At 63.9% G+C, this 22,301-nt stretch carries 21 protein-coding genes; 13 read left to right on the top strand and 8 right to left on the bottom strand.

The genetic code is table 11. The features are described 5' to 3' along the window. The first annotated feature begins 190 nt into the window (after positions 1-190). From QOU61_RS11585 to QOU61_RS11640, 12 genes are all read left to right on the top strand, one after another. Positions 191-1,252 carry a hypothetical protein gene (locus QOU61_RS11585; RefSeq protein WP_289658461.1) on the top strand — a complete coding sequence of 354 codons (1,062 nt, stop codon included), beginning with the start codon at positions 191-193 and terminating at the stop codon, positions 1,250-1,252. A 112-nt stretch (positions 1,253-1,364) separates the two neighbouring features. After that, entirely contained in the window at positions 1,365-2,228 is an 864-nt protein-coding gene (locus QOU61_RS11590) for an alpha/beta fold hydrolase (protein WP_289658462.1), read from the top strand. A gap of 164 nt (positions 2,229-2,392) precedes the next feature. After that, on the top strand, positions 2,393-3,703 hold the full coding sequence (locus QOU61_RS11595; protein ID WP_289658463.1) for an epoxide hydrolase family protein: 1,311 nt from the start codon (positions 2,393-2,395) through the stop codon (positions 3,701-3,703). Between the two features lie 86 nt (positions 3,704-3,789). Continuing rightward, positions 3,790-4,263, top strand: a complete 474-nt coding sequence (locus QOU61_RS11600; RefSeq protein WP_289658464.1) for a (2Fe-2S)-binding protein — start codon at positions 3,790-3,792, stop codon at positions 4,261-4,263. A gap of 2 nt (positions 4,264-4,265) precedes the next feature. Continuing rightward, positions 4,266-6,443: a xanthine dehydrogenase family protein molybdopterin-binding subunit gene (locus QOU61_RS11605; protein ID WP_289658465.1), complete on the top strand. Its 2,178-nt coding sequence runs from the start codon at positions 4,266-4,268 to the stop codon at positions 6,441-6,443. A gap of 25 nt (positions 6,444-6,468) precedes the next feature. Then, positions 6,469-7,059 carry a redoxin domain-containing protein gene (locus QOU61_RS11610; protein WP_289658466.1) on the top strand — a complete coding sequence of 197 codons (591 nt, stop codon included), beginning with the start codon at positions 6,469-6,471 and terminating at the stop codon, positions 7,057-7,059. A gap of 22 nt (positions 7,060-7,081) precedes the next feature. Then, on the top strand, positions 7,082-7,507 hold the full coding sequence (locus QOU61_RS11615) for an OsmC family protein (protein WP_289658467.1): 426 nt from the start codon (positions 7,082-7,084) through the stop codon (positions 7,505-7,507). A 60-nt stretch (positions 7,508-7,567) separates the two neighbouring features. Continuing rightward, the gene (locus QOU61_RS11620; RefSeq protein ID WP_289658468.1) at positions 7,568-8,002 is read left to right on the top strand and encodes a cupin domain-containing protein; all 435 of its coding nucleotides are present in this window, start codon (positions 7,568-7,570) and stop codon (positions 8,000-8,002) included. A 127-nt stretch (positions 8,003-8,129) separates the two neighbouring features. Further along, entirely contained in the window at positions 8,130-9,926 is a 1,797-nt protein-coding gene (sdhA, locus tag QOU61_RS11625; RefSeq protein WP_289658469.1) for a succinate dehydrogenase flavoprotein subunit, read from the top strand. A 51-nt stretch (positions 9,927-9,977) separates the two neighbouring features. Beyond that, complete coding sequence (poxB, locus tag QOU61_RS11630; RefSeq protein WP_289658470.1) at positions 9,978-11,720, top strand: ubiquinone-dependent pyruvate dehydrogenase; 1,743 nt, start codon at positions 9,978-9,980, stop codon at positions 11,718-11,720. Positions 11,721-11,754: 34 nt separating this feature from the next. Then, positions 11,755-12,090: a hypothetical protein gene (locus QOU61_RS11635; protein WP_289658471.1), complete on the top strand. Its 336-nt coding sequence runs from the start codon at positions 11,755-11,757 to the stop codon at positions 12,088-12,090. Between the two features lie 274 nt (positions 12,091-12,364). Beyond that, positions 12,365-13,132 carry a GntR family transcriptional regulator gene (locus QOU61_RS11640; protein ID WP_289658472.1) on the top strand — a complete coding sequence of 256 codons (768 nt, stop codon included), beginning with the start codon at positions 12,365-12,367 and terminating at the stop codon, positions 13,130-13,132. Positions 13,133-13,261: 129 nt separating this feature from the next. On the opposite strand, the gene QOU61_RS11645 is transcribed toward QOU61_RS11640, so the two are convergent. Genes QOU61_RS11645 through QOU61_RS11655 form a run of 3 tightly spaced genes read right to left on the bottom strand, consistent with a single transcriptional unit; the run spans position 13,262 to position 16,214 of the window. After that, positions 13,262-14,344, bottom strand: a complete 1,083-nt coding sequence (locus QOU61_RS11645; protein WP_289658473.1) for an aromatic ring-hydroxylating dioxygenase subunit alpha — start codon at positions 14,342-14,344, stop codon at positions 13,262-13,264. 46 nt (positions 14,345-14,390) lie between these two features. Beyond that, positions 14,391-15,146, bottom strand: a complete 756-nt coding sequence (locus QOU61_RS11650; protein ID WP_289658474.1) for an SDR family NAD(P)-dependent oxidoreductase — start codon at positions 15,144-15,146, stop codon at positions 14,391-14,393. A gap of 3 nt (positions 15,147-15,149) precedes the next feature. After that, positions 15,150-16,214, bottom strand: a complete 1,065-nt coding sequence (locus QOU61_RS11655) for an oxamate carbamoyltransferase subunit AllG family protein (RefSeq protein ID WP_289658475.1) — start codon at positions 16,212-16,214, stop codon at positions 15,150-15,152. 224 nt (positions 16,215-16,438) lie between these two features. On the opposite strand from QOU61_RS11655, the gene QOU61_RS11660 reads away from it, so the two are divergent. Beyond that, a complete protein-coding gene (locus QOU61_RS11660; protein WP_289658476.1) occupies positions 16,439-17,593 on the top strand; it encodes an ABC transporter substrate-binding protein in 1,155 nt (384 codons plus the stop codon). Positions 17,594-17,719: 126 nt separating this feature from the next. Here QOU61_RS11660 and QOU61_RS11665 read toward each other — a convergent pair whose 3' ends face one another. The 5 genes from QOU61_RS11665 to QOU61_RS11685 form a co-directional block, all read right to left on the bottom strand. Further along, the gene (locus QOU61_RS11665; protein WP_289658477.1) at positions 17,720-18,967 is read right to left on the bottom strand and encodes an NAD(P)/FAD-dependent oxidoreductase; all 1,248 of its coding nucleotides are present in this window, start codon (positions 18,965-18,967) and stop codon (positions 17,720-17,722) included. Beyond that, complete coding sequence (locus tag QOU61_RS11670; RefSeq protein ID WP_289658478.1) at positions 18,955-19,278, bottom strand: 2Fe-2S iron-sulfur cluster-binding protein; 324 nt, start codon at positions 19,276-19,278, stop codon at positions 18,955-18,957. Before QOU61_RS11670 ends, QOU61_RS11665 begins: the two co-directional genes overlap by 13 nt. A gap of 166 nt (positions 19,279-19,444) precedes the next feature. Continuing rightward, complete coding sequence (locus QOU61_RS11675; RefSeq protein WP_289658480.1) at positions 19,445-20,383, bottom strand: LysR substrate-binding domain-containing protein; 939 nt, start codon at positions 20,381-20,383, stop codon at positions 19,445-19,447. A gap of 147 nt (positions 20,384-20,530) precedes the next feature. Beyond that, positions 20,531-21,109, bottom strand: coding sequence for an S-(hydroxymethyl)glutathione synthase (gene gfa / locus QOU61_RS11680; RefSeq protein WP_289658482.1), 579 nt, complete (start codon positions 21,107-21,109; stop codon positions 20,531-20,533). 48 nt (positions 21,110-21,157) lie between these two features. After that, positions 21,158-22,270, bottom strand: a complete 1,113-nt coding sequence (locus QOU61_RS11685; RefSeq protein WP_289658484.1) for an S-(hydroxymethyl)glutathione dehydrogenase/class III alcohol dehydrogenase — start codon at positions 22,268-22,270, stop codon at positions 21,158-21,160. Between the last annotated feature and the right edge of the window lie 31 nt (positions 22,271-22,301).

The following is a 22,301-nucleotide window of genomic DNA, read 5'->3' on the forward strand; positions in this document are numbered from 1 at the left end:
GAATACCATGGCTCCTCTCAAGAGATGACGGGCAATGCAATTGAGCCCTTGGCCATCGACTCCGTGCGGACGAGACCGCTCGCACGAGCACCTACGACATCGTGAACGGAAGAAACCTGGTTGCGGAGGGGTTATGCAGGTCGTGTGCTGAGCAACGGAATTTGTGGCTTCAATGCAAAACGAATTGACGATGTCGACGTCGGTGCGGCGATCTTCATTCCTGCTGGAGGGACCAGCTGTCGATTATCTCGCGCCGGTCGCTGCCCTGATTTATCCGGTTACGCTGTGGTGCTTTCACTGGTCGGTGAACGCATTCGAGACCGGCGGAAGATCGCCGATCGCGATCGTCGCGGCGGCCGCTTCATTTGCCTCGTTGTTTCTCCTGCCGGGTCTGATCCTGCTTGCGGCCCTGCATCTCGCCAGCATCGACAAGCCAAATGCACGACAGCTTCGCGCTCGGCGCGTTGCATTCATCTCGGTTGCCGCGCCGACCATTCTTGTCTTTCTCGGTGTCCTGCTCTTCATGGCCCACAATCCAATTCCGGACAGCGTGGCGTGGGTGGCCATCTGGATGGGAGCCATCGCCTTTGTTGGCCTCGGCGGCCTATCCGGGGGAGAGCCCCATGAGACAGCTCCCTCGCAGCGAGTCTCAACCGTTCGGGTCGTGCATGGGATCTCCGCTTCGGTGATCATTCTCTTGTTTCCTGCCCTGCATCTCAGCAACCACCTGATGGGCCTGTTCGGCGCGGAAGCTCACGCTGCCTTCATGAAGGTGGCGCGCAACCTCTACCGGGCAAAACTCGTTGAGCCGTTGCTGGTGGGCCTGCTGCTGTTCCAGGCGGCGTCGGGCCTCTGGCTGAGCCGGAAATACGTGGCAGGGCGAATGGACCTGTTTCGTGCCTTCCAGCTCGCCTCAGGAACGTATCTCGCATTCTACGTGGTCGGCCACATGGATTCCGTTTTCATTCTTGCCCGAACCTATCTTGGAATAGACACGAACTGGGCGTTTGCCACGGGTGCGCCTGCAGGGCTTATCCGGGACCCTCGCAACATTCGTCTCGTCCCGCACTACTGGCTTGGGGTATTTTTTGTTCTGTCTCATTTGTCGTCCGGGCTGAGGCTCGTGCTCCTCGCCCATGGGTGGCGCAAGGCGATCGCTGATCGAGTCATGATCGGCGGTTCGTTGGTCGGTGGCCTCGTGGCGACGCTTATCCTGCTCGGAATGTGCGGAATGCGTATCCAGTTTGCGTGACCGGCCCCGGATCGAATTGCTATGATGAGGATGGCGCCGATATCGTCCGTGCTTTCCGTGGTACTCGCATCAGTTGTGCTGGTTGCCCCTTGCCCAAGGAAAGGATTCCGCCATGCGACGCCCGACGCGTTATCTCAGAAAGCAGGTCGACGGGTTATCGATCTTCTATCGCGAGGCAGGCCCGGAAGATGCGCCGACGCTGTTGTTGCTGCACGGATTTCCTTCCTCATCGCGGATGTTCGAGCCGCTTTTTGCCCGACTTTCCGGGCGCTACCATCTTGTGGCGCCGGACTATCCCGGTTTCGGCCACAGCGACTGGCCCAAGCCGAAAGAGTTCGCCTACACGTTCGATCATCTCGCCGACGTCATGAATCATTTCACTGAAGCGCTCGGCCTTTCGCGCTACACGCTCTACATGCAGGACTACGGCGGCCCGGTCGGCTTTCGCATGGCGCTCGCCCATCCGGAGCGGGTCGAGGCCCTCATCGTCCAGAATGCCGTCGCGCATAACGGGGGTCTGGGTGAGCTTTGGAAGCCGCGGCGCGCCTTTTGGGTCGACCGGGCGGCCCACGAGGGTGCGCTTCGCTCGAATTTTCTGTCGCTTGCCGCGACGAAAACGCGGCACGTCGGCAGCGACCCGAATGTCGAACGCTATGATCCGGATTTGTGGACCGACGAATTTGCGTTCCTCAGCCAGCCGGGGCAGGCTGACATTCAGACCGACCTGTTCTACGATTATCGGACCAACGTGGAAACCTACCCCAGGTGGCAGGGCTGGATGCGCGCACATCAGCCGCGTCTCCTTGTGGTCTGGGGCAAATACGACCCTTCGTTCGACATCTCGGAACCGGAGGCTTATCGCCGCGACGTGCCGACCGCCCAGGTTCACGTGCTTGATGCCGGTCATTTTGCGCTGGACACGGCCGCCGACGAGATTGCGGCACTGGTTTGCAGCTTCGTCAATGCTCCACATTGACCGAGCTCAGCTCACAGGGCCGGTAACGACCGCCGCTCGCAACGGCTAACGACCTCTAACAACACATAACGGGCTATTTCCCGGCCTTTGCGCGAATGTCGTCTCCAGCAGCGGCCAGACCCAAGCGGGGTCGGGACGCTCAATCGAGTCAGGGAGATACAGCTATGCGTTCGCAATCAAGCTCCGACGTCGTCGATCGGAACCGGCGCCAGCTCTTGAGCACGGCCGCAATGGGCATCGCCGCGGCCGGCGCCGCCAGCCTGTTTCCCCTGGGTTCGGCGCCGGCGGCCACCGGCGACGCCATTCGCCCGTTCCGTATCAATGTACCGGCGGACGATCTCGTCGACCTGCGCCGCCGCCTCGCGGCGACGCGGTTGCCGGAGAAGGAGACTGTCGCCGATCAGTCCCAAGGGGTGCAACTGGCGACCATCCGAGAACTCGTACGCTATTGGCAGACGGAGCATGATTGGCGGAAGGTCGAGGCGCAGCTCAACGCCTTGCCGCAGTTCGTCACCGAGATCGACGGGCTCGACATTCATTTCATTCACGTTCGTTCGAAACACGACAACGCGCTGCCGCTCATCGTCACGCACGTTTGGCCCGGCTCGATCATCGAGCAGCTCAAGATCGTCGCTCCGCTGACCGATCCCACGGCGTACGGCGCGAGCGCGTCGGACGCGTTCCATCTGGTGATCCCGTCGCTGCCGGGTTACGGCTTTTCGGGCAAGCCGACCGCGACCGGCTGGGATCCCATTCGCGTCGCGCGTGCCTGGATCGTGCTGATGCGGCGCCTCGGATACACGCGATTTGTCGCGCAAGGCGGCGACTGGGGGAATGCGGTCACGGAGCAGATGGCCCTGCTGGCGCCACCGGAATTGATCGGCATCCACACCAACATGCCCGCCACTGTTCCGGATGACGTGGAAAGCGCGCTCCATGGCGGCCCGCCGGTGTCCGGCCTCTCGAGCGACGAGAAGCACGCCTACGACCAACTCGACTTCTTCTACAAGCACGGCCTGGGCTACGCCCAGGAGATGGCGAACCGGCCGCAGACGTTATACGGTCTCGTGGATTCACCCGTTGGCCTCGCCGCCTGGATGCTCGACCACGACGCGCGCAGTTACGCACTCATCGCACGCGTCTTCGACGGCCAGTCCGAAGGCCTCACGCGAGACGACATCCTCGACAACATCACGCTCTACTGGCTGACCAACACGGCGGTTTCTTCGGCTCGCTTGTATTGGGAAAGCAAGCTGGCCTTCTTCAAGCCCAAGAACGTCACGATCCCGGTCGCCGTCAGCGCCTTTCCTGACGAGCTCTATCAGGCGCCGCGAAGCTGGACTGAGCGCGCCTATCCCAAACTCATCCATTACAACAAGCTCGACAAGGGCGGTCACTTCGCGGCCTGGGAGCAGCCGCAGCTCTTTTCACAGGAGGTTCGTGCGGGCTTCCGGCCGCTCCGCAAATCGACGTGAAGGCTGCATCGCGCCGGCGATGTCGAGACGAATTCCCGCGTGGCCGTCACGTCGCGCGGGGCCAACCGCAACAGAGGAGAGGCACTATGGCCTTTACCATCAAAGTCAATGGAAACGCCCACAGCGTCGATGTCGATGGCGATACGCCGCTGCTCTGGGTGCTGCGCGACGTGCTGGGCATGACAGGCACGAAATTCGGCTGCGGCGTGGCGCTATGCGGTGCCTGCACCGTGCATATCGATGGTGTCGCGACGCGCTCCTGCGTTACCCCGATCGACAGCGTCGGCGAGTCTCAGGTCATGACGATCGAGGCGATCGGTACGACGCCCGCCGGCGCAAAGATCCAGAAGGCCTGGCTCGACCATGAGGTCGTTCAGTGCGGCTACTGCCAATCGGGACAAATCATGTCGGCTTCGGCGCTGCTGGCAAGCAATTCTCAGCCCACCGATTCCGACATCGACGACGCCATGAGTGGGAATATCTGCCGCTGTGGGACCTACATGCGCATCCGCGAAGCGATCAAGATCGCTGCCGCGGAATCCAGCAAGAAGGGAGGCTGACCATGACCTTCAATCGCATCATGCCTCGCGCGTCTGACGCCAGCCTGTCGCGGCGGACCTTCCTCGCAACCAGTGCAGCTGTCAGCGGCGGCCTGATTGTGAGCCTCTGCCTGCCGTTTGGTCGAAGCGATGCCGCCGGCTCCGAGGCCTTTGCGCCGAATGCGTTCGTTCGGATCGGCAGTGACGGCCAGGTTGTTCTCACCATGCCCTATGTCGAAATGGGGCAGGGCACCTACACCTCGATCCCGATGCTGATTGCCGAAGAGCTCGACGTCAGTCTGAATCAGGTGCGGCTCGAGCATGCGCCGCCGAATGAAAAGCTTTATGCCAACCCGCTGCTCGGCGTGCAGGCGACCGGCAATTCGAACGCCATGCGCGGCGCCTGGAAGCCGTTGCGCGAAGCCGGTGCCACCGCACGGATGATGCTGGTCGCCGCGGCGGCCAAGCGTTGGGAAGTCGACGCGAAATCGTGCCGCGCGCAGGACGGCGAGGTGATCCACACGCCGACCGGACGACGCCTGAAATATGGCGAGCTCGCCGCTGAGGCGGCAAAGATGCCTGCGCCCACGGGCGTCGCGCTCAAATCGCCGGACGAGTTCAAGCTGATCGGCACGCCCGCGAAGCGGCTCGATGCGCCGGGCAAGGTCAATGGAACGGCGCTTTATGGCCTCGATGCGAGGCCGGCGGGCGTGAAGATCGCGACGCTTGCGCAATCGCCTACCTTCGGCGGTCGCGTCAAGAATCTCGACGACACCGCGGCGAAGGCCGTGAAGGGCGTGCGCCAGATCGTGCGGCTCGATGATGCAGTTGCTGTCGTCGCCGACCATATGGGCGCCGCGAAAAAGGGGCTCGAGGCGCTCAAGATCGAATGGGACGATGGCCCGCATGCCGCGCTCGCCACCGATGAGATCGCCCGCCAGCTCGATCAGGCGACGCTCGGCTCCGGCGCGGTGGCGCAGAACATCGGGGATGCTGACAAGGCGATGGCCGGCGCCGCTACCAAGGTGGAGGCGACCTATCAGGTTCCGTTCCTGGCGCACGCCACGATGGAGCCGATGAACTGCACGGTGCATGTGCGCAAGGATGCGTGCGACATCTGGATCGGCAGCCAGGCCGTGGCACGGGTCCAGGCAATGGCTGCGCAGGCCGCAGGCCTGCCGGTCGAGAAGGTCATCGTGCACAATCATCTGATCGGCGGCGGTTTCGGCCGGCGACTTGAGGCGGACGGTGCGGTGCGTGCGGTCGAGATCGGCAAACATGTCGATGGTCCGGTCAAGGTGGTGTGGACGCGCGAAGAGGACATCCAGCACGACATGTATCGGCCTTATTGGTTCGATCGCATTTCCGCAGGGCTTGACCAGCAGGGCAGGCTGGTTGCCTGGAAAAATCGCTTCGCCGGATCCTCGGTGATCGCGCGCTGGCTGCCGCCGGGATTCAAGGACGGCCTCGATCCGGACTCGACGGAAGGCGCGATCGATCTGGTCTATGACCTTCCGAACTTCCACGTCGAATATGTGCGGGCGGAGCCTCCGGCTATTCCGACCGCATTCTGGCGCAGCGTCGGTCCCTCCCACAATGTCTTCGTCACCGAAAGCTTTATCGACGAACTGGCCGCAGCCGCAAAGCAGGATCCGGTCGACTTCCGGCGATCTCTCCTCGGCAAGAACCCGCGCGCGAAGGCGGTGCTCGATCTGGCGGCGGAAAAGGCCGGCTGGGGTCAGCCTCTGCCCAAGGGGCGCGGCCGCGGCGTCTCGCTGCAAAACGCGTTCGGCAGCCTTTTGGCGCAGGTCGCCGAGGTCGAGGTATCGAAGGATGGCGCGGTGCGTGTTCGCCGCGTTGTCTGCGCGATGGATTGCGGCACCGTCGTCAATCCCGACACGGTGCAGGCTCAGCTCATGAGCGGCATCGTCTTTGGTGCGACGGCGGCGCTCTATGGCGAGATCACGCTCAAGAACGGGCGCGTCGAACAGAGCAACTTTGACACCTACCAGGTGCTGCGCATGAACGAGGCTCCGGTGGTCGAGGTCCACCTCGTCAAGAGCACGGAGCCGCCCGGCGGCATGGGCGAGACCGGGACGTCGGCGATCGTTCCCGCGATCGCCAACGCGATCTTTGCCGCGACCGGAAAGCGCCTGCGCAAGATGCCGGTTGACGCCAGCGCACTGAAGCAGCCCGTGTAGGCAAACTGGTTCTGGAGGAGCCCCGATGCGATCCGACATGGTGCCAGGTGCGGTTTTTCCCGATTACGAGCTGTCCGACCACACCGGAAAGCACCGGAAGCTGTCCGAGCTGCAAGGACACGACCCGATGATCGTCGTGCTGAGCCGCGGCAGCTTCTGCCCGAAGGATCGTCGGCAGGCTGAAGGCCTCCTCCAGCTCCACCGCGAGATGGAAGTCGGCTACTGCCGGCTGGTTACGATCTCGACCGACAATATCACCGAGACCAATGAAAACCGCAGCGGTATCGGCGCGCACTGGACTTTCCTCTCTGACCCACGGCGGATCGTTCAGAAGGATCTCGACATCGCCGAATACACCGACCCCAAGCACAATCCCATGATCCCGCATGTGATTGTGCTCGAGCCGGGGCTCGTCATCTACAGGATCTACAATGGCTACTGGTTCTTTGGCCGGCCGACCGTGGAAGAACTCCGTCAGGACCTGCGCGTCGTCAGCATGAAGTGCCGGCCGGACTGGGACATCACCACGCCCGAGCTGAAGGCCGCGTGGCAACAAGGCCGCAAGGAGCTATTTTATCCTTACGGCAAGACCTTCGTCGAAACGCTGAGCGAATAGAAATGGCAAAAGGAGGCGTAACATGATCCGCAAGGCAAAGGCAGTCTGGCATGGTAACGGCCGCACCGGCAGCGGCAATCTTTCCAGCGAGTCCGGCGTGCTCGCCGAGACACCTTATTCCTTCAAGACCCGCTTCGAGAACGAGAAGGGCACCAATCCCGAAGAGCTGATCGCGGCGGCACATGCCGGCTGCTTCACCATGGCGCTGGCCTTTGGTCTACAGGCTGCGGGCTTTACGCCGACGGAGCTCGCGACCGAGGCGGCCGTCGCGCTCGAGCCGGAAGGCCAGGGCTTTCGCATCAGCCGTTCCGCGCTGACGTTGCGCGCGAAGGTGCCGAATCTGGACGAAGCTGCCTTTGCCCGCCTCGCCGGCGAAGCCGAGAAGAACTGCCCGGTCTCAAAAGTCCTCAACGCCGCCATCACGCTGGACGCCAAGCTAGTCCAGTAGGTACGGACTTGCGAAACGTCGTCCGCGTTCTCATGCCCACTGAGATCAGGGAGGAGCGCAATGGCCCGCACGCATCAGCCGGATGAGGCGACTTTCAGATCGATCCTGCCCGAAGATATCGACTGGAAACCGTTCCCCGCGTTTTCGCCGGGGGCGCGCCTGGCCGTCCTGGTCGGTCATCCCAGTGAACCCGGTCCTTATATGATCAGGGTGAAGGTGCCTGCCGGCACGAAACTGATGCCGCACAAGCACCCCGAGGATCGCATCTACACCGTCATGTCGGGCGTCTTCTACATCGGGCTTGGCGAAGCGTTCGACGGCGACAAGGTGAAGGCCTATCCGCCGGGCAGCGTCATCGTCTTGCCCGGCGAGACTTGGCATTTTCATTGGGCGAAGTCCGGTGAATATGTCACGCAGGTGACCGCGGTTGGCCCGCTCGGTCTCGAATATCACGATCTGCAGGATGACCCGCGCGAGCAGGCCGCGCCCCGATGATCTCGCCGCAGGGGGATCAGGATGATCGCTGAAACCCGAACCAGGTCGGATTTCCGTTGCTCAGAGGAGTAGTCCTCGGAATTGAACCGATCCGCATCTGATCAGGACTTATCTTCGGAAATGAGGGATGACGGAAGCTTACGAGCTCATCGAGCATAGCTATGACGTCGTCATCGTCGGCGCCGGCGGCGCGGGCCTGCGCGCGGCGCTCGGGATGGCGGCTTCAGGGCTGAAAACGGCCTGCGTCACAAAGGTGTTTCCGACGCGCAGCCACACCGTGGCGGCGCAGGGCGGCATGGCGGCCTCGCTCGGCAACATGGGCGACGGCGACAACTGGCGTTTCCACATGTACGACACGGTCAAGGGCTCCGACTGGCTCGGGGACCAGGACGCGATCGAATATATGTGCCGCCAGGCCGTGCCTGCCGTGCTTGAGCTTGAGCATTACGGCGTGCCGTTCTCGCGGACCAATGAGGGCAAGATCTATCAGCGTCCGTTCGGCGGCCAGACCATCGGCTATGGCAAGCAGATGGCGCAACGCACCTGCGCGGCAGCCGATCGCACCGGCCATGCCATCCTGCACACGCTCTACCAGCAGTGCCTGAAGCACGATACCGAGTTCTTCGTCGAATATTTCGCGCTCGACCTGCTGATGGACGATGACGGCACCTGCCGCGGCCTGTTGGCCTGGAACATGGAAGATGGCACGCTGCATCGCTTCCGGGCGCATCAGACGGTGCTGGCAACCGGCGGCTATGGCCGCGTCTACTTCTCCTGCACCGCCGCCCATACCTGTACCGGCGACGGCAACGCCATGGTGCTGCGCGCGGGCCTTCCGCTCGAGGACATGGAGTTCACGCAATTCCACCCGAGCGGCATCTACGGTTCGGGCTGTCTGATCACCGAAGGCGCGCGCGGCGAGGGCGGCTATTTCACCAATTCGCAAGGCGAGCGGTTCATGGAACGCTACGCGCCGAGCGCCAAGGATCTCGCGGGCCGCGACGTGGTCTGCCGTGCGATGACGATCGAGATCAACGAGGGTCGCGGCTGCGGGCCGCGCAAGGATTATATCGAGCTGCATCTGGAGCATCTCGGCGCCAATATCCTGCATGAGCGCCTGCCGGGGATCAGCGAGACCGCGAGGATCTTCGCCGGCGTCGATGTGACGCGCGAGCCGATTCCGGTCCTGCCGACCGTCCACTACAACATGGGCGGCGTACCGACCAATCTCCACGGCGAGGCCATCACCAAGCGCGACGGCAATCCGGACGCGGTAGTGCCGGGATTGATGGCGATCGGCGAAGCGGCGTGCGTTTCGGTCCACGGCGCCAACCGGCTCGGATCCAATTCGCTGCTCGATATCATCGTGTTCGGCCGCGCCGCGGCGCACCGCGTCACCGAGACCCTTCGTCCCGGCGAGGGCCATGCTCCGGCTTCCGAAGCGGCGACTGACCGCGCGATCGGCCGTCTCGACCGGATCAGGTGGTCGAAGGGCAAGACAGGAGCGGGCGCGATCAGGCTCGCGATGCAACGGACCATGCAGCGGCATTGCGCGGTTTTTCGCACCGGGTCGCTGCTGGAGGAGGGGTCGCGCAGGCTCGACGAAGTCATCGGGATGATGCAGTCTGATCTCGCCGTGGCCGATCATTCGATGATTTTCAATACCGATCTCGCCGAAGCCCTGGAGCTCGACAACATGCTGGCACAGGCGAGCGTCAGCCTGCACTCGGCTATTGGGCGGACCGAAAGCCGCGGCGCGCATGCGCGCGAGGATTTTCCGAAGCGGGACGACGAGAATTGGCTCAAGCACACCCTGTCCTGGCTCGACGACGGCGGCCATGTCCGGCTCGACTACCGGCCGGTCCATCTGCAGCCGCTGTCGAACGAGGTGTCGACGATCCCGCCCAAGGAACGCGTGTACTGATTGCGGAGCCGATAGCCGGATATCGGGACAAGAAACAAGCTGGAGAGAGCGATGGCGAGCAGCATAAATAACGTGGCCGACCTCCTGGTTGCGACACTGGCTCAGGCGGGCGTGAAGCGAATATTTGGCATTGTCGGCGACAGCCTGAACGGGCTCACCGAAGCGCTCCGCGTCCAGGAGATGATCGAGTGGGTACACGTGCGGCATGAGGAAGTTGCGGCTTTCGCCGCAGCCGGCGAAGCTCAGACCACGGGCCAACTGGCGGTGTGCGCCGGCTCCTGCGGTCCCGGCAATCTTCATCTCATCAACGGCCTGTTCGATGCTCACCGCAGCCGGACGCCGGTGCTCGCCATCGCTGCCCAAATCCCCTCCGCGGAGATCGGCGGCGGCTATTTCCAGGAGACGCATCCGCAAAACCTCTTCCGGGAATGCAGCCATTATTGCGAGCTCGTCTCGGACCCGAGCCAGTTGCCATACGTCATCGAGAACGCGATCCGCGCCGCCGTGGGATTGCGTGGCGTCGCCGTCGTCGCCATCCCGGGCGATGTCGCACTGCGCAAGCCGGTCACGCGGGCACTGTCCACCTCGCGCGGCTTGCTGCCTCCGGCCCCAAACGTCGTACCGAGGGCCGAGGAGCTGAAGTCGCTTGCGGACCTCCTCAATGGCGCCGGGCGCATCACGCTGTTCTGCGGCAGGGGATGCGCGGGCGCGCACGCCTCGCTTTTGAAGCTCGCGGAGGCCCTGAAGAGCCCGATCGTGCATGCGTTAGGCGGCAAGGAATTTGTCGAGTACGACAATCCCTACGACGTCGGGATGACCGGCTTCATCGGCTTTTCGTCGGGCTACGCCGCCATGCACGCCTGCGACGCCCTGGTGCTGCTCGGCACCGATTTTCCCTACAAGCAGTTTCTGCCTGATGACTGTCAGATCGCGCAGGTCGACATCCGGCCGGAAAATCTCGGCAGGCGGTGCAAGCTCGACCTTGGGCTCGTGGGCGATATCGGCGCAACGATCGACGCGCTGTTGCCGTTGCTGAAAACGAAGGCGGATCGGCGGCACCTTGATGACGCCATCGCGCACTACAGGAAGGCGCGTCAGGGTCTTGATGACCTTGCCAGGGGAAAGCCGGGGCAAAGGCCGATCCATCCGCAGTATCTCGCCAAGCTGGTCAGCGATCTGGCGACCGATGACGCCATCTTCACAGCCGACGTCGGCACGCCGACGATCTGGGCCGCGCGCTATCTCAAGATGAACGGGCGCCGCAGGCTGATCGGCTCCTGGGTCCATGGGTCCATGGCGAACGCCATGCCGCACGCGATCGGCGCCCAGGCGGCTGATCCGCGGCGGCAGGTCATCTCGCTTTCCGGTGACGGCGGGTTCACGATGTTGATGGGCGATCTCATCACGTTGACGCAGATGAAGCTCCCGGTGAAAGTCGTGATCTTCAACAATGGCGTGCTGGGATTCGTCGCGCTCGAGATGAAAGCCGCGGGATACCTGGACACCTATGTCGACCTGAAGAATCCCGACTTCGCCGCGATGGCGAACGCCATGGGAATTCACGCGCGCCGGGTCGAGGACCCCGGCGAATTGCAGGGTGCGCTGGGCGATATTCTCGCCCATGACGGCCCTGCGCTATTGGACGTCGTCACAGCCAAGCAGGAGTTGTCGATGCCGCCGACGATCGCCGTCGAGCAGGTGAAGGGCTTCAGCATCTGGGTGCTGAAGGCGGTCATGAGCGGCCGCGGCGACGAGGTCCTCGATCTCGCCAAGACAAATCTCCTGCCGCGCTGAGAACGGTCCATGCCGCCAATGAGGAGCATTTCCCATGAGCGATGGCACCGATGATGACGCGGCAACCGGCGCATCAAATCCACGTCGCAAGCGTCTCGCGACATGGACCGTCATCGCCGTGCTGTCGCTGCTTTTGATCGCGGCTGGCGTGCTTGCCTATCAGGGCTGGACGAGTACTGACGCCGACGTGCCGGCTTCAGGTTACGTCGCCCTGGCATTGGGCGTGCTGTTCTCCCTGGCCTTCGGCATCGGGCTGATGGCGCTTGTCTTCTACAGCAGCCGCGCAGGCTATGACGAACCGGCGACGCTGGTCCGAGAACCCGACGATGCCGAGAACAGCGAAGAAACCCCGCGCAAGGACGCTCCATGATGCCGGCGCTTCTGCCTCAGACGCGTGCTGCCGCCCGGCGGTGATGCCGCCGGTTGCGGCGCGGGCATGACAACGCCATGCGTCACAGCCTGTCGTCATGCGTGGGGTCGTTTGGGCTTTCGGCCGGAAATTCAGTGCGGCCGGCTGTCGTTTTCGGCTCACATCAAGCAGCAATACTCTTCGCCATAGTGGTCGGACGCCGTTGCAAAGGGCAGCAAATTGCGTAATACCTGCCGGGACATATCGTTCGGTCCGCCGTACCTAAAGTTGTTCGATGGCCAAGCAGATCTTCAACTACGACCTCAGCCGGATACCCCTTTATATCCAGGTCGCCTCGGTCATGCGGCAACGCATCGAATCGGGCCTCTGGAAAGAGGGCGACAAGATTTCGACGATCGAGGAGCTCGAGACCGAGTTCGGCGTCGCCCGCATCACCATCCGGCAGGCGATCGAGATCTTGAGCGAGGAAGGCCTGCTCGATGCCCGCCAGGGCAGGGGCACCTTCGTCTCGGGACGGCCCAAGGGCAGGCATTGGTTCAACCTCGCGAGCGATCTCGACGCCGTCGTCAGCTCGATCAAGAACAACGTTCTGCGCATTGTCCATATCGAGGAGGACGCGATGCCTCCGATGCTCGAGGACAACGAGGGCGTGCTGGCGGACGGCTATACGATGCTGCGCAGCGTGCAGTATCACGCCGACGAACCGTTTGCCGTCGTCAACCTCCATCTCGCCCGCGACATCTTCAATCGCGACCGCAAGCGTTTCACGCGGCAGCCGGCGTTGCCGCGCCTGCTGGAGATGAGCGACGTCGCGATCTCCCACGCGCTTCAGATCGTCACGATCGGCGTTGCCGGGCCTGAAACATCCGAGTTGCTCAAGATCGGCCTCGGCGAGCCGACGGCCGATTGCCGGCTGGTGCTGGTCGATGACAACGGCACCGCCATCTACGTGGCGAAGTTCCACTATCACCGAAACTGTTTTGCCCTTCGCCGGGACCTGGTCGATCCGCGGAAGGGTGTTCGCCCTGCGGGATCGCGTTGAAGCCTGGGCGATAGCGCCGTTCCGACGCAGGCCCATTCAACCGTTCGGATTCCAAACCTCTTCAAAATGAAAGAGGACCCCGAAGCCAGGCTTCGGGGCCAGTCAGGAGGAACCCCTCCGTCCGCATGATCAAACCGCGGGCCGGGCCGTTTTCCGTGCTCCGGACGCGGTCGCGCCGCCCTCTTGGCGGGCGGCCGACTCCGCCTCGATCAGCTTGTCGACCATGCGGCGCATCTTCATCGGTGCGGCATCGATCCCCAGAATGATGCGCTTGAAGTCGGGATCGCGCTCTTCCTCGATCTGGATACGCTCAAGAATGACCTTGTCTTCCTTGAAGGCCATATCCAGGCTCGACGTCAGCTCGGCGTCCATGTCGTGCTCCTCGGTGCGGAAGTTGCGCACGTGGAACCAATGCTGCAGCACGGTTCGCTCGTCGACCGGGGTCAGCACGTGACAGGCGTACATCTGGACGCCCTCGGAGCGCTGTTCCATGTCGGGGATGCTGCCGGCAGGGCACGAACCCATGTCGATCGCGAAATAGCAGGGCGTCGAATAGTTGTAGTAGTGCCAGCGATCGACCATGCCGCTCAGCTTGCCGAACTTGGCGAACAAGGGAATCGCGGGCGCATTGCGGATCCAGCGCCAGACCGTGATCTCGTTGTTGCGATACTCGTTGTTGACCGGCACCGTCGCGCCGGCCGGCGTGCCGAGCGTGGTGGTGTGCACGAAGGTGACGTGGGCGGGATCGAGCAGGTTGTCGCACAGGCTCAGATAGTTGCACTCGATGCGCAGCGTGTCGCCCTGCACCGCGTGCCAGCCGTCCTGTCCATATTGCGGCAAATGGAAGATCTTGCCCGGATCGGCATTCTTGGCGTCACCCATCCAGACCCAGACCAGCCCGTATTTGACCTGGAGCGGATAAGAGCGGACCAGCGCGCTGCCCGGAATGATGTCCTGCCCGGGAATGCGCACGCACTTTCCGCTGCAGTCAAAGGTCATGCCGTGATAGCCGCATTCGATCGTGTCGCCCTTCAGCTTGCCGAGCGAGAGCGGCGCCAGGCGGTGCGGGCAGGCGTCCTGAAGTGCCGCGATGTCCCCGTTCTCCAGCCGGTAGATGACGAGCGGCTCCTCGAGCACGACATGCCGTGTCAGTTCGCGGCCGACGCGATCGGCCCATACCACGGGATACCATGCCTCTTTGACGTATTTCATTGTCGATCTCCTCTGCAGGAAAATGGAAACAGGTTTCGGCCGCTGCTCAGTGGTAGTAGGCGCCGCCGTCAACGACGAGCGTCTGGCCGGTGATGAATGCCGCATGCGGACCCGCAAAGAAGGTGACCGCGCCGACGACGTCGGCCGGGACCATGTCGCGCTTGAGCGCGCGGTTGCGCACGGAGAAGCCCGAGACGGTCTTGGCCAGTTCGGGGTTCTGATGAACGCCGTCGCTCAGCGTGAAGCCGGGCGCGACGCTGTTCACGAGCACGCCATGCTCGCCGAGCTCCGTGGCGAGCGTCCGCGTCATCGACACGATGGCGCCTTTCGATGCGACGTAGTGCAGCATTCCGGGATTGCCCTTGAAGGCGACGCCCGAGGAGATGTTGATGATCCGGCCCGAGCCCTGCTTCTTGAACGTCGGCAACACCGCCTTGCAGCACAGGAACTGCCCGATGACGTTGACGTCGAGCATCTTGCGCCAGTCGGTCACCGTGAGCTGTTCGAAGGGTTTCAGCGACAGTGCCGAATAAATGGCGGCGTTGTTGACGAGAATGTCGATCCGCCCGAACGCCTTGAGGGTGGCCTCGGCCATCCGGTGACTGTCGTCCTCGACGGAGACATCGATATCCGCGTGCGCTGCCTTGTATCCCCTGGCGCGCAACTTTTCGGCCGCCGCGGCGGCGCCCTTGAGGTCGGCGATGACGATGGCGGCGCCCTGGGCGGCCAGCGCCTCGCAGGTCGCGAAGCCTATCCCCATCGCGCCGCCGGTGACGATCGCCACCTTGTCTACGAGGTCCATGGTCTAGTCTCCTGTTGAGAAAAGGGTTGGCGGAACGATCACGACCCCGCGGCCCAGCGGGGCGGCTGCACCGTCCCGATCGAGAATGGCGAGATTGATGATCGGTTCGATCCGGCTGTCCCTGATACGGGCAATGTCGACGATGCCGGAGTGGGAATCGACGATGCGGTCGCGGCGCTGCTTCAAATCCGACGGCAAGACGTCGGCCCATTCCTGCATGAGCGCCGGCGCGCAATGAAGCGCCTGGCCGCCAAAGCCGCAGATGTCGACGATGGCGCTGTCTCCGACCGCGCCGAGCGCATGCGCCGCGCGATCGGGCTGGAAATACTTTCCTGTCGGCGGCGGAGCCGGCATCGTTCGCCAGGCCGCCTGGTCGCGCGGCCGCCAGCCGAATTCGCGGCCGTTGCCGCCGATCGCGGCGATCATCGCCTGGCTGGTTTGCAGCTTCCAGCCTGCCCAGGCCATCCAGACCCCGAGCACGAAGCCGGCATTGCCCGATATCGCCGCCTTTATCTCCGCCGGCAGCGGGCCGAGCTGCTCGATGAACAGCCGATTGCCGGCGGCCGTGATGGCGTGGCACTCGTCGCCCTGCTGCAAGGCGGCCGACATCAGCGGCTCGACCGCGAGACCATTCGCCAGCAGCGGATTGATGGCGCCGGCCGCCTCGGCGCACCAATCGCGCGCCCGCGTGGCGCATGCCGGATCGTCCGAGCCGAAGCGCAGCGCCGGCGGCGGCCCCTCGCCGACCGGCGAGTGGAAGACGCGCGTGTCGTCGCCGACTTCGAAGCACCACATCTGCGCGGACAGCACCATGCCGAGCGGAACCGCGATGCCGTGGTCCTGGGCCGGCAGCAGGTCGAGCTCGCTCCGCTCGATCATGCGCCGCGCCTGTTCGGCGGTTTCGGCGAGGCCGCTGACGACCGCAGCCTGCGCTGCGGCATTCGTGACCGCTTTCGGGGGTGTTCCCCGGTAGGGCGGGCCCGCATGGAACAGTGTTCGGATGGAGAGATCCGGCCTGGCATCGTGCAATCGAACGAGGCGGCGGAGGCGCGCGTGCGTGTCTGTCATTCTTGTCGTTTTCTCCTTGGGCCGCCCATCGTCTCGCGGGCGCCAAAGAGGGCCTCTCCCTCTGCTAAATCATCCTATAAATAGCATGATAGGTTTTTAAAGCAAGGCACTTGTGCCCATTCTATAAGCATATTTGATCGCAGTTGAAAGACTATCATCCTAATGTTATGCTTTTAGGGTGTCGAGCGGTCCGGCTCGACCGGGGGAAACCAAGGAGGAGTTTTATGAAGTCGTGTTTGCCGCGGGTCGCCGCTGGAATCATCGTCGCTTGTCTGGGGCAGGGCGCCCTGGCGCAGGACGCGACGATCAAGATCGGAATCAACCAGCCGCTGACCGGCGTGGTTGCCGCATCCGGCAATATGGTCACGGCAGGCGCCAAGATCGCGGCCGAGGATATCAATGCGAACGGCGGCATTCTCGGAAAGAAGATCCAGCTCGTCATCGAGGATAACAAGAGCAACCCGACTGAGGCTGCAAGTGTCGCCGAGAAGCTGATCACCAGCGACAAGGTGTCCGCGCTCGTCGGAGCCTGGAGCTCGACCTACACGCTCGCCGTCATGCCCAAGCTGATGGAATACAAGGTGCCGATGATCGTCGAGACGTCGAGCGCCGACAAGATCACGAGCTCGGGCAATCCCTATATTTTCCGCATCAGCCCCACCAACAGCACGGAAGCCAAGGCCTTTACGCGCTTTGTCGAGCCGCTCGGCATCAAGAAGGCCGACTTCCTGGTCGTGAACAACGACTGGGGGCTCGGCGCCGCGGCCGAGTTTTCCAAGATGCTGAAGGAAAAGGGCGCCACCGTGAACCGTTCGCTGCAGATGGATGCAGCTGCACAGGACCTCTCGGCCCAGCTTTCCTCGATCAAGAGCTCCGACAGCGATACGCTGTTCATCACCACCAGCGTCGAGCAGATGACGCTTCTGATGAAGCAGGCCCAGGGCCTCGGCATCAAGCGCAAGATCGTCACCACCGGCGGCACCCTGCCGGACCAGCTGATCGAGCAGGCGGGCTCCGCCGCCAACGATTCCTATCACGACGCGATGTTCGCGCCCTGGTTCCCGGACACCGCTGGTGATCCCGATATTGCCAAGAAGTTCATCGCGACCTGGACCAAGGCCGGATTGAAGCCGGCCGGCATGCCGGAGGGCGCGCGGGGCTACGATGCCGTTCGCATTCTTGCCAAGGCGATCGAGAAGGCGGGCGCGGCCGACCCGGAGAAGATCCGGGCCGCGCTCTGGCAGGTCAGCTACGCAGGTCTCACCGGCAACATCAAGTTCGAGAAGGTTGGCCCCGAGGGCAAGGAAAGCGGGCAGAGCCCGGCCAGCACCCATCTCGTCAAGATCGAAGACGGCAAGGTGTCGCTGGTCAGCAAGTGATCGATGCATGCGGGCCTGGACGCGCAACGTCCGGGCCCGCAGCGGACTTGCGCGCGGACCAATCTGTTCAGCAATCCCGGTGTCGGGGGTTGGCCGTTCCTGGAACGCGACGGTCGCTTTGCAACGTCAGGCTGGCCGCAGCCGGCCGAGATCGAAGGAGATATCGCTGACCTGGTCGATGGTGGGCGACACGCCCACACCGATCAGCTGTCGCGCAATGACGTGATCCCTGGCGGCATTGATCGAATCGACGGCGACGAGGCGGTCGACGGCATAGTGGAAGATCGAAAAGGACTTGCCGGCCATGTCGCCCCTCGCGACGCTGCGATCCGCGCTGCGCGACAGGCCCGCGATCTGCAGTTTGGCATCATACTGGTCCGACCAGAACCACGGCGTTCCCGTGAACGGCTTCTCCATGCCGAGCAGCGTGTAGGCGGCGGCGCGGCCCTGCTCGACGGCGCTCTGCACCGACTCGAGCCGCCTCATGGAACCGTCGGGCAGGCGGCACACCGTGCAATCGCCGGCAGCGACGATCCCTGCGATCGAGGTGCGGCTGCAGGCGTCCACGATGATGCCATTGTCGCAGGCAATGCCGGCGCGGCGCGCCAGTTCGTCGTTGGGGATGATGCCGACGCCGACCAGGACGAGGCCAGCCTCCCAGCGCCGGCCATCGATCAGGCGGACCTGCGCGGTCGATCCCGACGTCTCGACCTTGTCGATCCGGGCGTCGAGCACGAGGGTGACGCCATGCGAGGCGTGCAGCCGGGCGTACCAGTCGGAGAGTTCGCGCGAGAGGGCGCGCTGGAGCAGCCGCGGCGCGGCTTCCAGCACGACGACATCAGCGCCGAGCTTGCGGGCGCTGGCCGCGACCTCAAGGCCGATGAATCCGCCGCCGATAACCACGAGCGGGAGCCGCGCTTGCAGGCAGTTCCGCAGTCCTTTCGCAATCGCGCTGGCGTCCTCGCGCGAGCGGAGCGCGCATATCGTGCCGTCCGCGGGCGCGGCGTTGCCGAGCATTCGTGGCGTGGCGCCGGTTGCGAGCACGAGCCCGCTATAGGCGATCCTGCTGTCGTCCTGCAGTCGGACGGCTCGGGCGTTGGCGTCGATTTCGGCGACATGGGATGCGACGCGCAGGTCGATGTTCTTGCGCTCCAGCGCGGATACGTCGCGGATCGCGAGCTGCCGCGCATCCAGCGCTTCGCTCAACCAGCCCTTCGACAGCGGCGGCCGGTGATAGGGAGCGTGCGGCTCGCTGCCAACAAGCGTGACTCTCCCTTCGAAGCCGCCGGCGCGCAAGGTTTCCGCGGCCTGCAGGCCGGCCTGTCCGGCGCCGACGACAACGATGTGCGCGTCGGCCTCCGTCAAGTCTGACACGGCGGTATCGTGACGACGAGGCCAGCGAGTTCGGGCGTTGCCGTGATCTGGCAGGAAAGCCGGCTGTTGGGACGGCGCTCGGCCTTCACCTCCTCCAGCAGTTCGAGCTCGATCTCGCCTGGGGCGGGAAGCGCTGCAAGTCGGGTCTCATCCACATAGACGTGGCAGGTGGCGCATACGCAGGAGCCGCCGCATTCGGCGACAATGCCGTCGACGCCGTTGGCGACTGCGGCCTGCATCAGGCTCCAGCCCTCGGTCGCATCCACTGCCACTTCGGCTCCAGCCGGCTCCACGAAGGTGATCTGAACCATTCCTCTCCCCAATCATCCTATTAACGGAATGATAGGTTATTTGAATCGGGAGCGCAAGCGGCTAGCGGCGTGCACGTGATTGGAGGGTCAATGGAATTGGCGCAGCGGCGCCGGCAGCCGCTTTGGCGCGGCGCAGTTCTGTCCGCGGCCGATCGGATTCGGCCGGTCAGCCCCTGGACTGCTGCGCGTCCGGCGGATGATCCTGGCTGCGCGCCAATCCGATCAGCCAGCGCTGAAAATCGCGCGCACCATGTTTGTCGAAGACGCCGGCGCGCCATGCCAGGAAATAGGGGGATGGCAGCATCAGTCGATGGGAGAAGGGCACGACCAGCCGGCCGGCGCGAATATCTTCCGAGACGAGCGAGGACTGCGCCAGCGCCACGCCACGCCCGTCGATCGCGGCCTCGATGGCCAGGCTCGACAGCGAGAAGACGAAAGTATCGCGCAGCGCCGCACTGGGCGTGACCCCGGCGCTAGCGAACCAGTCCTTCCAGCTCGGCGAGGGCGACAGCAGGGGCTTCCAGTCGATGGTCAACAGCCGATACAGGGCCAGGTCGCCCGGGCTCTCCAAAGGTGATCCATTCCTGAGCAGATCGGGGCTGCACACCGGCACCAGCGAATCCGTGTAGAGCGGAACGCCGCTCTCGAAATGGCGGATGCGGTCGCGGTATGAAATCCGGAAATCGACCTGCCCGGATTCGAGCGACGGCTCGATGATCGATCCTTCCAGATGCAGGCTGATGTCGGGATGGAGCGCCTGCCATTCCAGCATGCGGGGCGCCAGCCACTTGCTGGTGAGCAGCGGCAGGCCGCTGACGATCAGGCCGCTGGAGGCACGCGTCGCGGCGAGCTCGCGATGCGTGCGGCGCAGATCGGCGAGGATGCGCGAAGTCTCGCGGTGGTAGCGCTCGCCGAATTCGGTGAGGCGAAGTCCGGCGGTGTTGCGTGCGACAAGCTGAAGGCCGAGTGCCTCCTCGAGGATCTTGATCTGCTGGCTGACGGCGCCCGGCGAGACGCCGAGCTCGTCGGCCGCCCGCTTCATGCTTGAACAACGGCCGACGACGTCGAACACCAGCAACGCACGAAACGGCGGCAAATCGTTCATCGTCGTCTCATCGTTTCCGCTGCCTCGACCTCCCTTGTCATGGTTCGAAATCTGACGGAGCGCGAGCCGCCTGGCAAGCCCGCGGCGCTCCGGTCGGGGCCGCGAGCCTGGTTCCATTTCCGGCGCGCTTGGAACGCCGGAACGGCGCTAGGGCGTCAAAACCCCGGATTTCTTCGCAACGTGTGTTGCGATCGCATCCATCAGAGGCGGCGACAGGCAATCATAGGGGGCAAGGCCCGCATCCTTCAGCGTCCTGCGCACGGATTCCATCCTGTCCGGTCTGACGCCCGACTCGATCACCGACGACACGAAGGCCGCGAATGCGGGCGGCGCCCAACCCTCATCCTTCGACAGCTCGGTATGGATGAAGTCGAGACCGTAGAACGGATGATCCTTGTTCTCGATGCGGCCGTACATGTGGACACCGCAGTCCTTGCAGGCGTGGCGCTGGATGGCCGCGCCTTCATCGACCACGTAGAGCTTGGCAGCATTGGCGCCGACCCGCAGCCCGTCGCGCGGCACCACGCCGACCACCGAGAACATGGCGCCATCCGGCTTCCAGCATTTGGTGCAGCCGCAGGCGTGGTTGTGCGCGACCTGGCCCTTGATCTCGACCGTGACCGGCGCGCTCGCGCAGGAGCAGGAGAGCGTGCCGCCGGCAAAATCCGGCTTCGCCGGGCGCATGCCGCCGTCGATGGAGGGATGAATACGGATAGCGTCGGACATCAATGGCTCCTCTGGTCCTTCAAGATGAACGAACTTGGCCGGCTCGCGTCAGTACACAACGACGCTGCGGATCGATTTTCCCGCCTGCATCAGGTCGAAGGCGTCATTGATGCGGTCGAGCGGCATGGTGTGGGTGATCAGGTCGTCGATGTTGATCTTGCCTTCCATGTACCAGTCGACGATCTTCGGCACATCGGTGCGGCCGCGCGCGCCGCCGAACGCCGAGCCCTTCCAGACCCTGCCGGTGACGAGCTGGAACGGGCGTGTCGTGATCTCCACGCCGGACGGCGCGACGCCGATGATGACGGATTCACCCCAGCCGCGATGGCAGCATTCCAGCGCTTGGCGCATGGTCGGTGCGCTGCCGATGCATTCGAACGAGAAATCCGCGCCGCCGCCGGTGAGATCGACGATCGCCTGCACGACGCGGTCACGACCGATCTCGTCCGGGTTGATGAAATCAGTCATGCCGAACTTGCGCGCCATGGCGGCCTTGGCGGGATTGATGTCGACGCCGATGATCTTGTCGGCGCCGACCATGCGCGCGCCCTGGATGACATTAAGGCCGATGCCGCCGAGCCCGAATACCACGACGTTCGCGCCGGGCCAGACCTTGGCGGTGTAGACGACGGCGCCGATCCCGGTCGTCACGCCGCAGCCGATGTAGCAGATCTTCTCGAACGGCGCGTCCTTACGCACCTTTGCGAGCGCGATCTCGGGCAGCACCGTGAAATTGGCGAAGGTCGAGCAGCCCATGTAGTGAAACACCTCGCCGCCGTCGCAGCGGAAGCGCGATGTGCCGTCCGGCATGAAGCCCTGGCCCTGGGTGCCGCGAATCGCGGTGCAAAGATTGGAGCGGCGCGACAGGCACGTCTTGCAGCTCCGGCATTCGGGTGTGTAGAGCGGAATGACATGGTCGCCGACGGCAAGCGACGTCACGCCCGGTCCGAGCTCGCGGACCACGCCGGCGCCCTCGTGGCCCAGGATCGCTGGAAACTTTCCTTCCGAATCGAGGCCTGCCAGCGTGTAGGCGTCGGTGTGGCAAACCCCGGTCGCCTTGATCTCGACCAGGACTTCCCCGGCCCGGGGCCGCTCGATATCGATGGTTTCGATGCTCAGGGGCTTTTTGGCTTCCCAGGCAACCGCGGCGCGCGACTTCATCCTGTTGTCCTTGACGTTTTCCATGCGGACG

Source organism: Bradyrhizobium sp. NP1, assembly GCF_030378205.1.
In the GTDB taxonomy this organism is placed as follows: Bacteria; Pseudomonadota; Alphaproteobacteria; order Rhizobiales; family Xanthobacteraceae; genus Bradyrhizobium.

Bases quoted from the DNA above. Each gene is read 5' to 3' on its own strand.
- QOU61_RS11585 (WP_289658461.1), top strand. From the start codon at position 191: ATGTCGACGTCGGTGCGGCGATCTTCATTCCTGCTGGAGGGACCAGCT.
- QOU61_RS11590 (WP_289658462.1), top strand. From the start codon at position 1,365: ATGCGACGCCCGACGCGTTATCTCAGAAAGCAGGTCGACGGGTTATCG.
- QOU61_RS11595 (WP_289658463.1), top strand. From the start codon at position 2,393: ATGCGTTCGCAATCAAGCTCCGACGTCGTCGATCGGAACCGGCGCCAG.
- QOU61_RS11600 (WP_289658464.1), top strand. From the start codon at position 3,790: ATGGCCTTTACCATCAAAGTCAATGGAAACGCCCACAGCGTCGATGTC.
- QOU61_RS11605 (WP_289658465.1), top strand. From the start codon at position 4,266: ATGACCTTCAATCGCATCATGCCTCGCGCGTCTGACGCCAGCCTGTCG.
- QOU61_RS11610 (WP_289658466.1), top strand. From the start codon at position 6,469: ATGCGATCCGACATGGTGCCAGGTGCGGTTTTTCCCGATTACGAGCTG.
- QOU61_RS11615 (WP_289658467.1), top strand. From the start codon at position 7,082: ATGATCCGCAAGGCAAAGGCAGTCTGGCATGGTAACGGCCGCACCGGC.
- QOU61_RS11620 (WP_289658468.1), top strand. From the start codon at position 7,568: ATGGCCCGCACGCATCAGCCGGATGAGGCGACTTTCAGATCGATCCTG.
- sdhA (WP_289658469.1), top strand. From the start codon at position 8,130: ATGACGGAAGCTTACGAGCTCATCGAGCATAGCTATGACGTCGTCATC.
- poxB (WP_289658470.1), top strand. From the start codon at position 9,978: ATGGCGAGCAGCATAAATAACGTGGCCGACCTCCTGGTTGCGACACTG.
- QOU61_RS11635 (WP_289658471.1), top strand. From the start codon at position 11,755: ATGAGCGATGGCACCGATGATGACGCGGCAACCGGCGCATCAAATCCA.
- QOU61_RS11640 (WP_289658472.1), top strand. From the start codon at position 12,365: ATGGCCAAGCAGATCTTCAACTACGACCTCAGCCGGATACCCCTTTAT.
- QOU61_RS11645 (WP_289658473.1), bottom strand. From the start codon at position 14,344: ATGAAATACGTCAAAGAGGCATGGTATCCCGTGGTATGGGCCGATCGC.
- QOU61_RS11650 (WP_289658474.1), bottom strand. From the start codon at position 15,146: ATGGACCTCGTAGACAAGGTGGCGATCGTCACCGGCGGCGCGATGGGG.
- QOU61_RS11655 (WP_289658475.1), bottom strand. From the start codon at position 16,214: ATGACAGACACGCACGCGCGCCTCCGCCGCCTCGTTCGATTGCACGAT.
- QOU61_RS11660 (WP_289658476.1), top strand. From the start codon at position 16,439: ATGAAGTCGTGTTTGCCGCGGGTCGCCGCTGGAATCATCGTCGCTTGT.
- QOU61_RS11670 (WP_289658478.1), bottom strand. From the start codon at position 19,278: ATGGTTCAGATCACCTTCGTGGAGCCGGCTGGAGCCGAAGTGGCAGTG.
- QOU61_RS11675 (WP_289658480.1), bottom strand. From the start codon at position 20,383: ATGAACGATTTGCCGCCGTTTCGTGCGTTGCTGGTGTTCGACGTCGTC.
- gfa (WP_289658482.1), bottom strand. From the start codon at position 21,109: ATGTCCGACGCTATCCGTATTCATCCCTCCATCGACGGCGGCATGCGC.
- QOU61_RS11685 (WP_289658484.1), bottom strand. From the start codon at position 22,270: ATGAAGTCGCGCGCCGCGGTTGCCTGGGAAGCCAAAAAGCCCCTGAGC.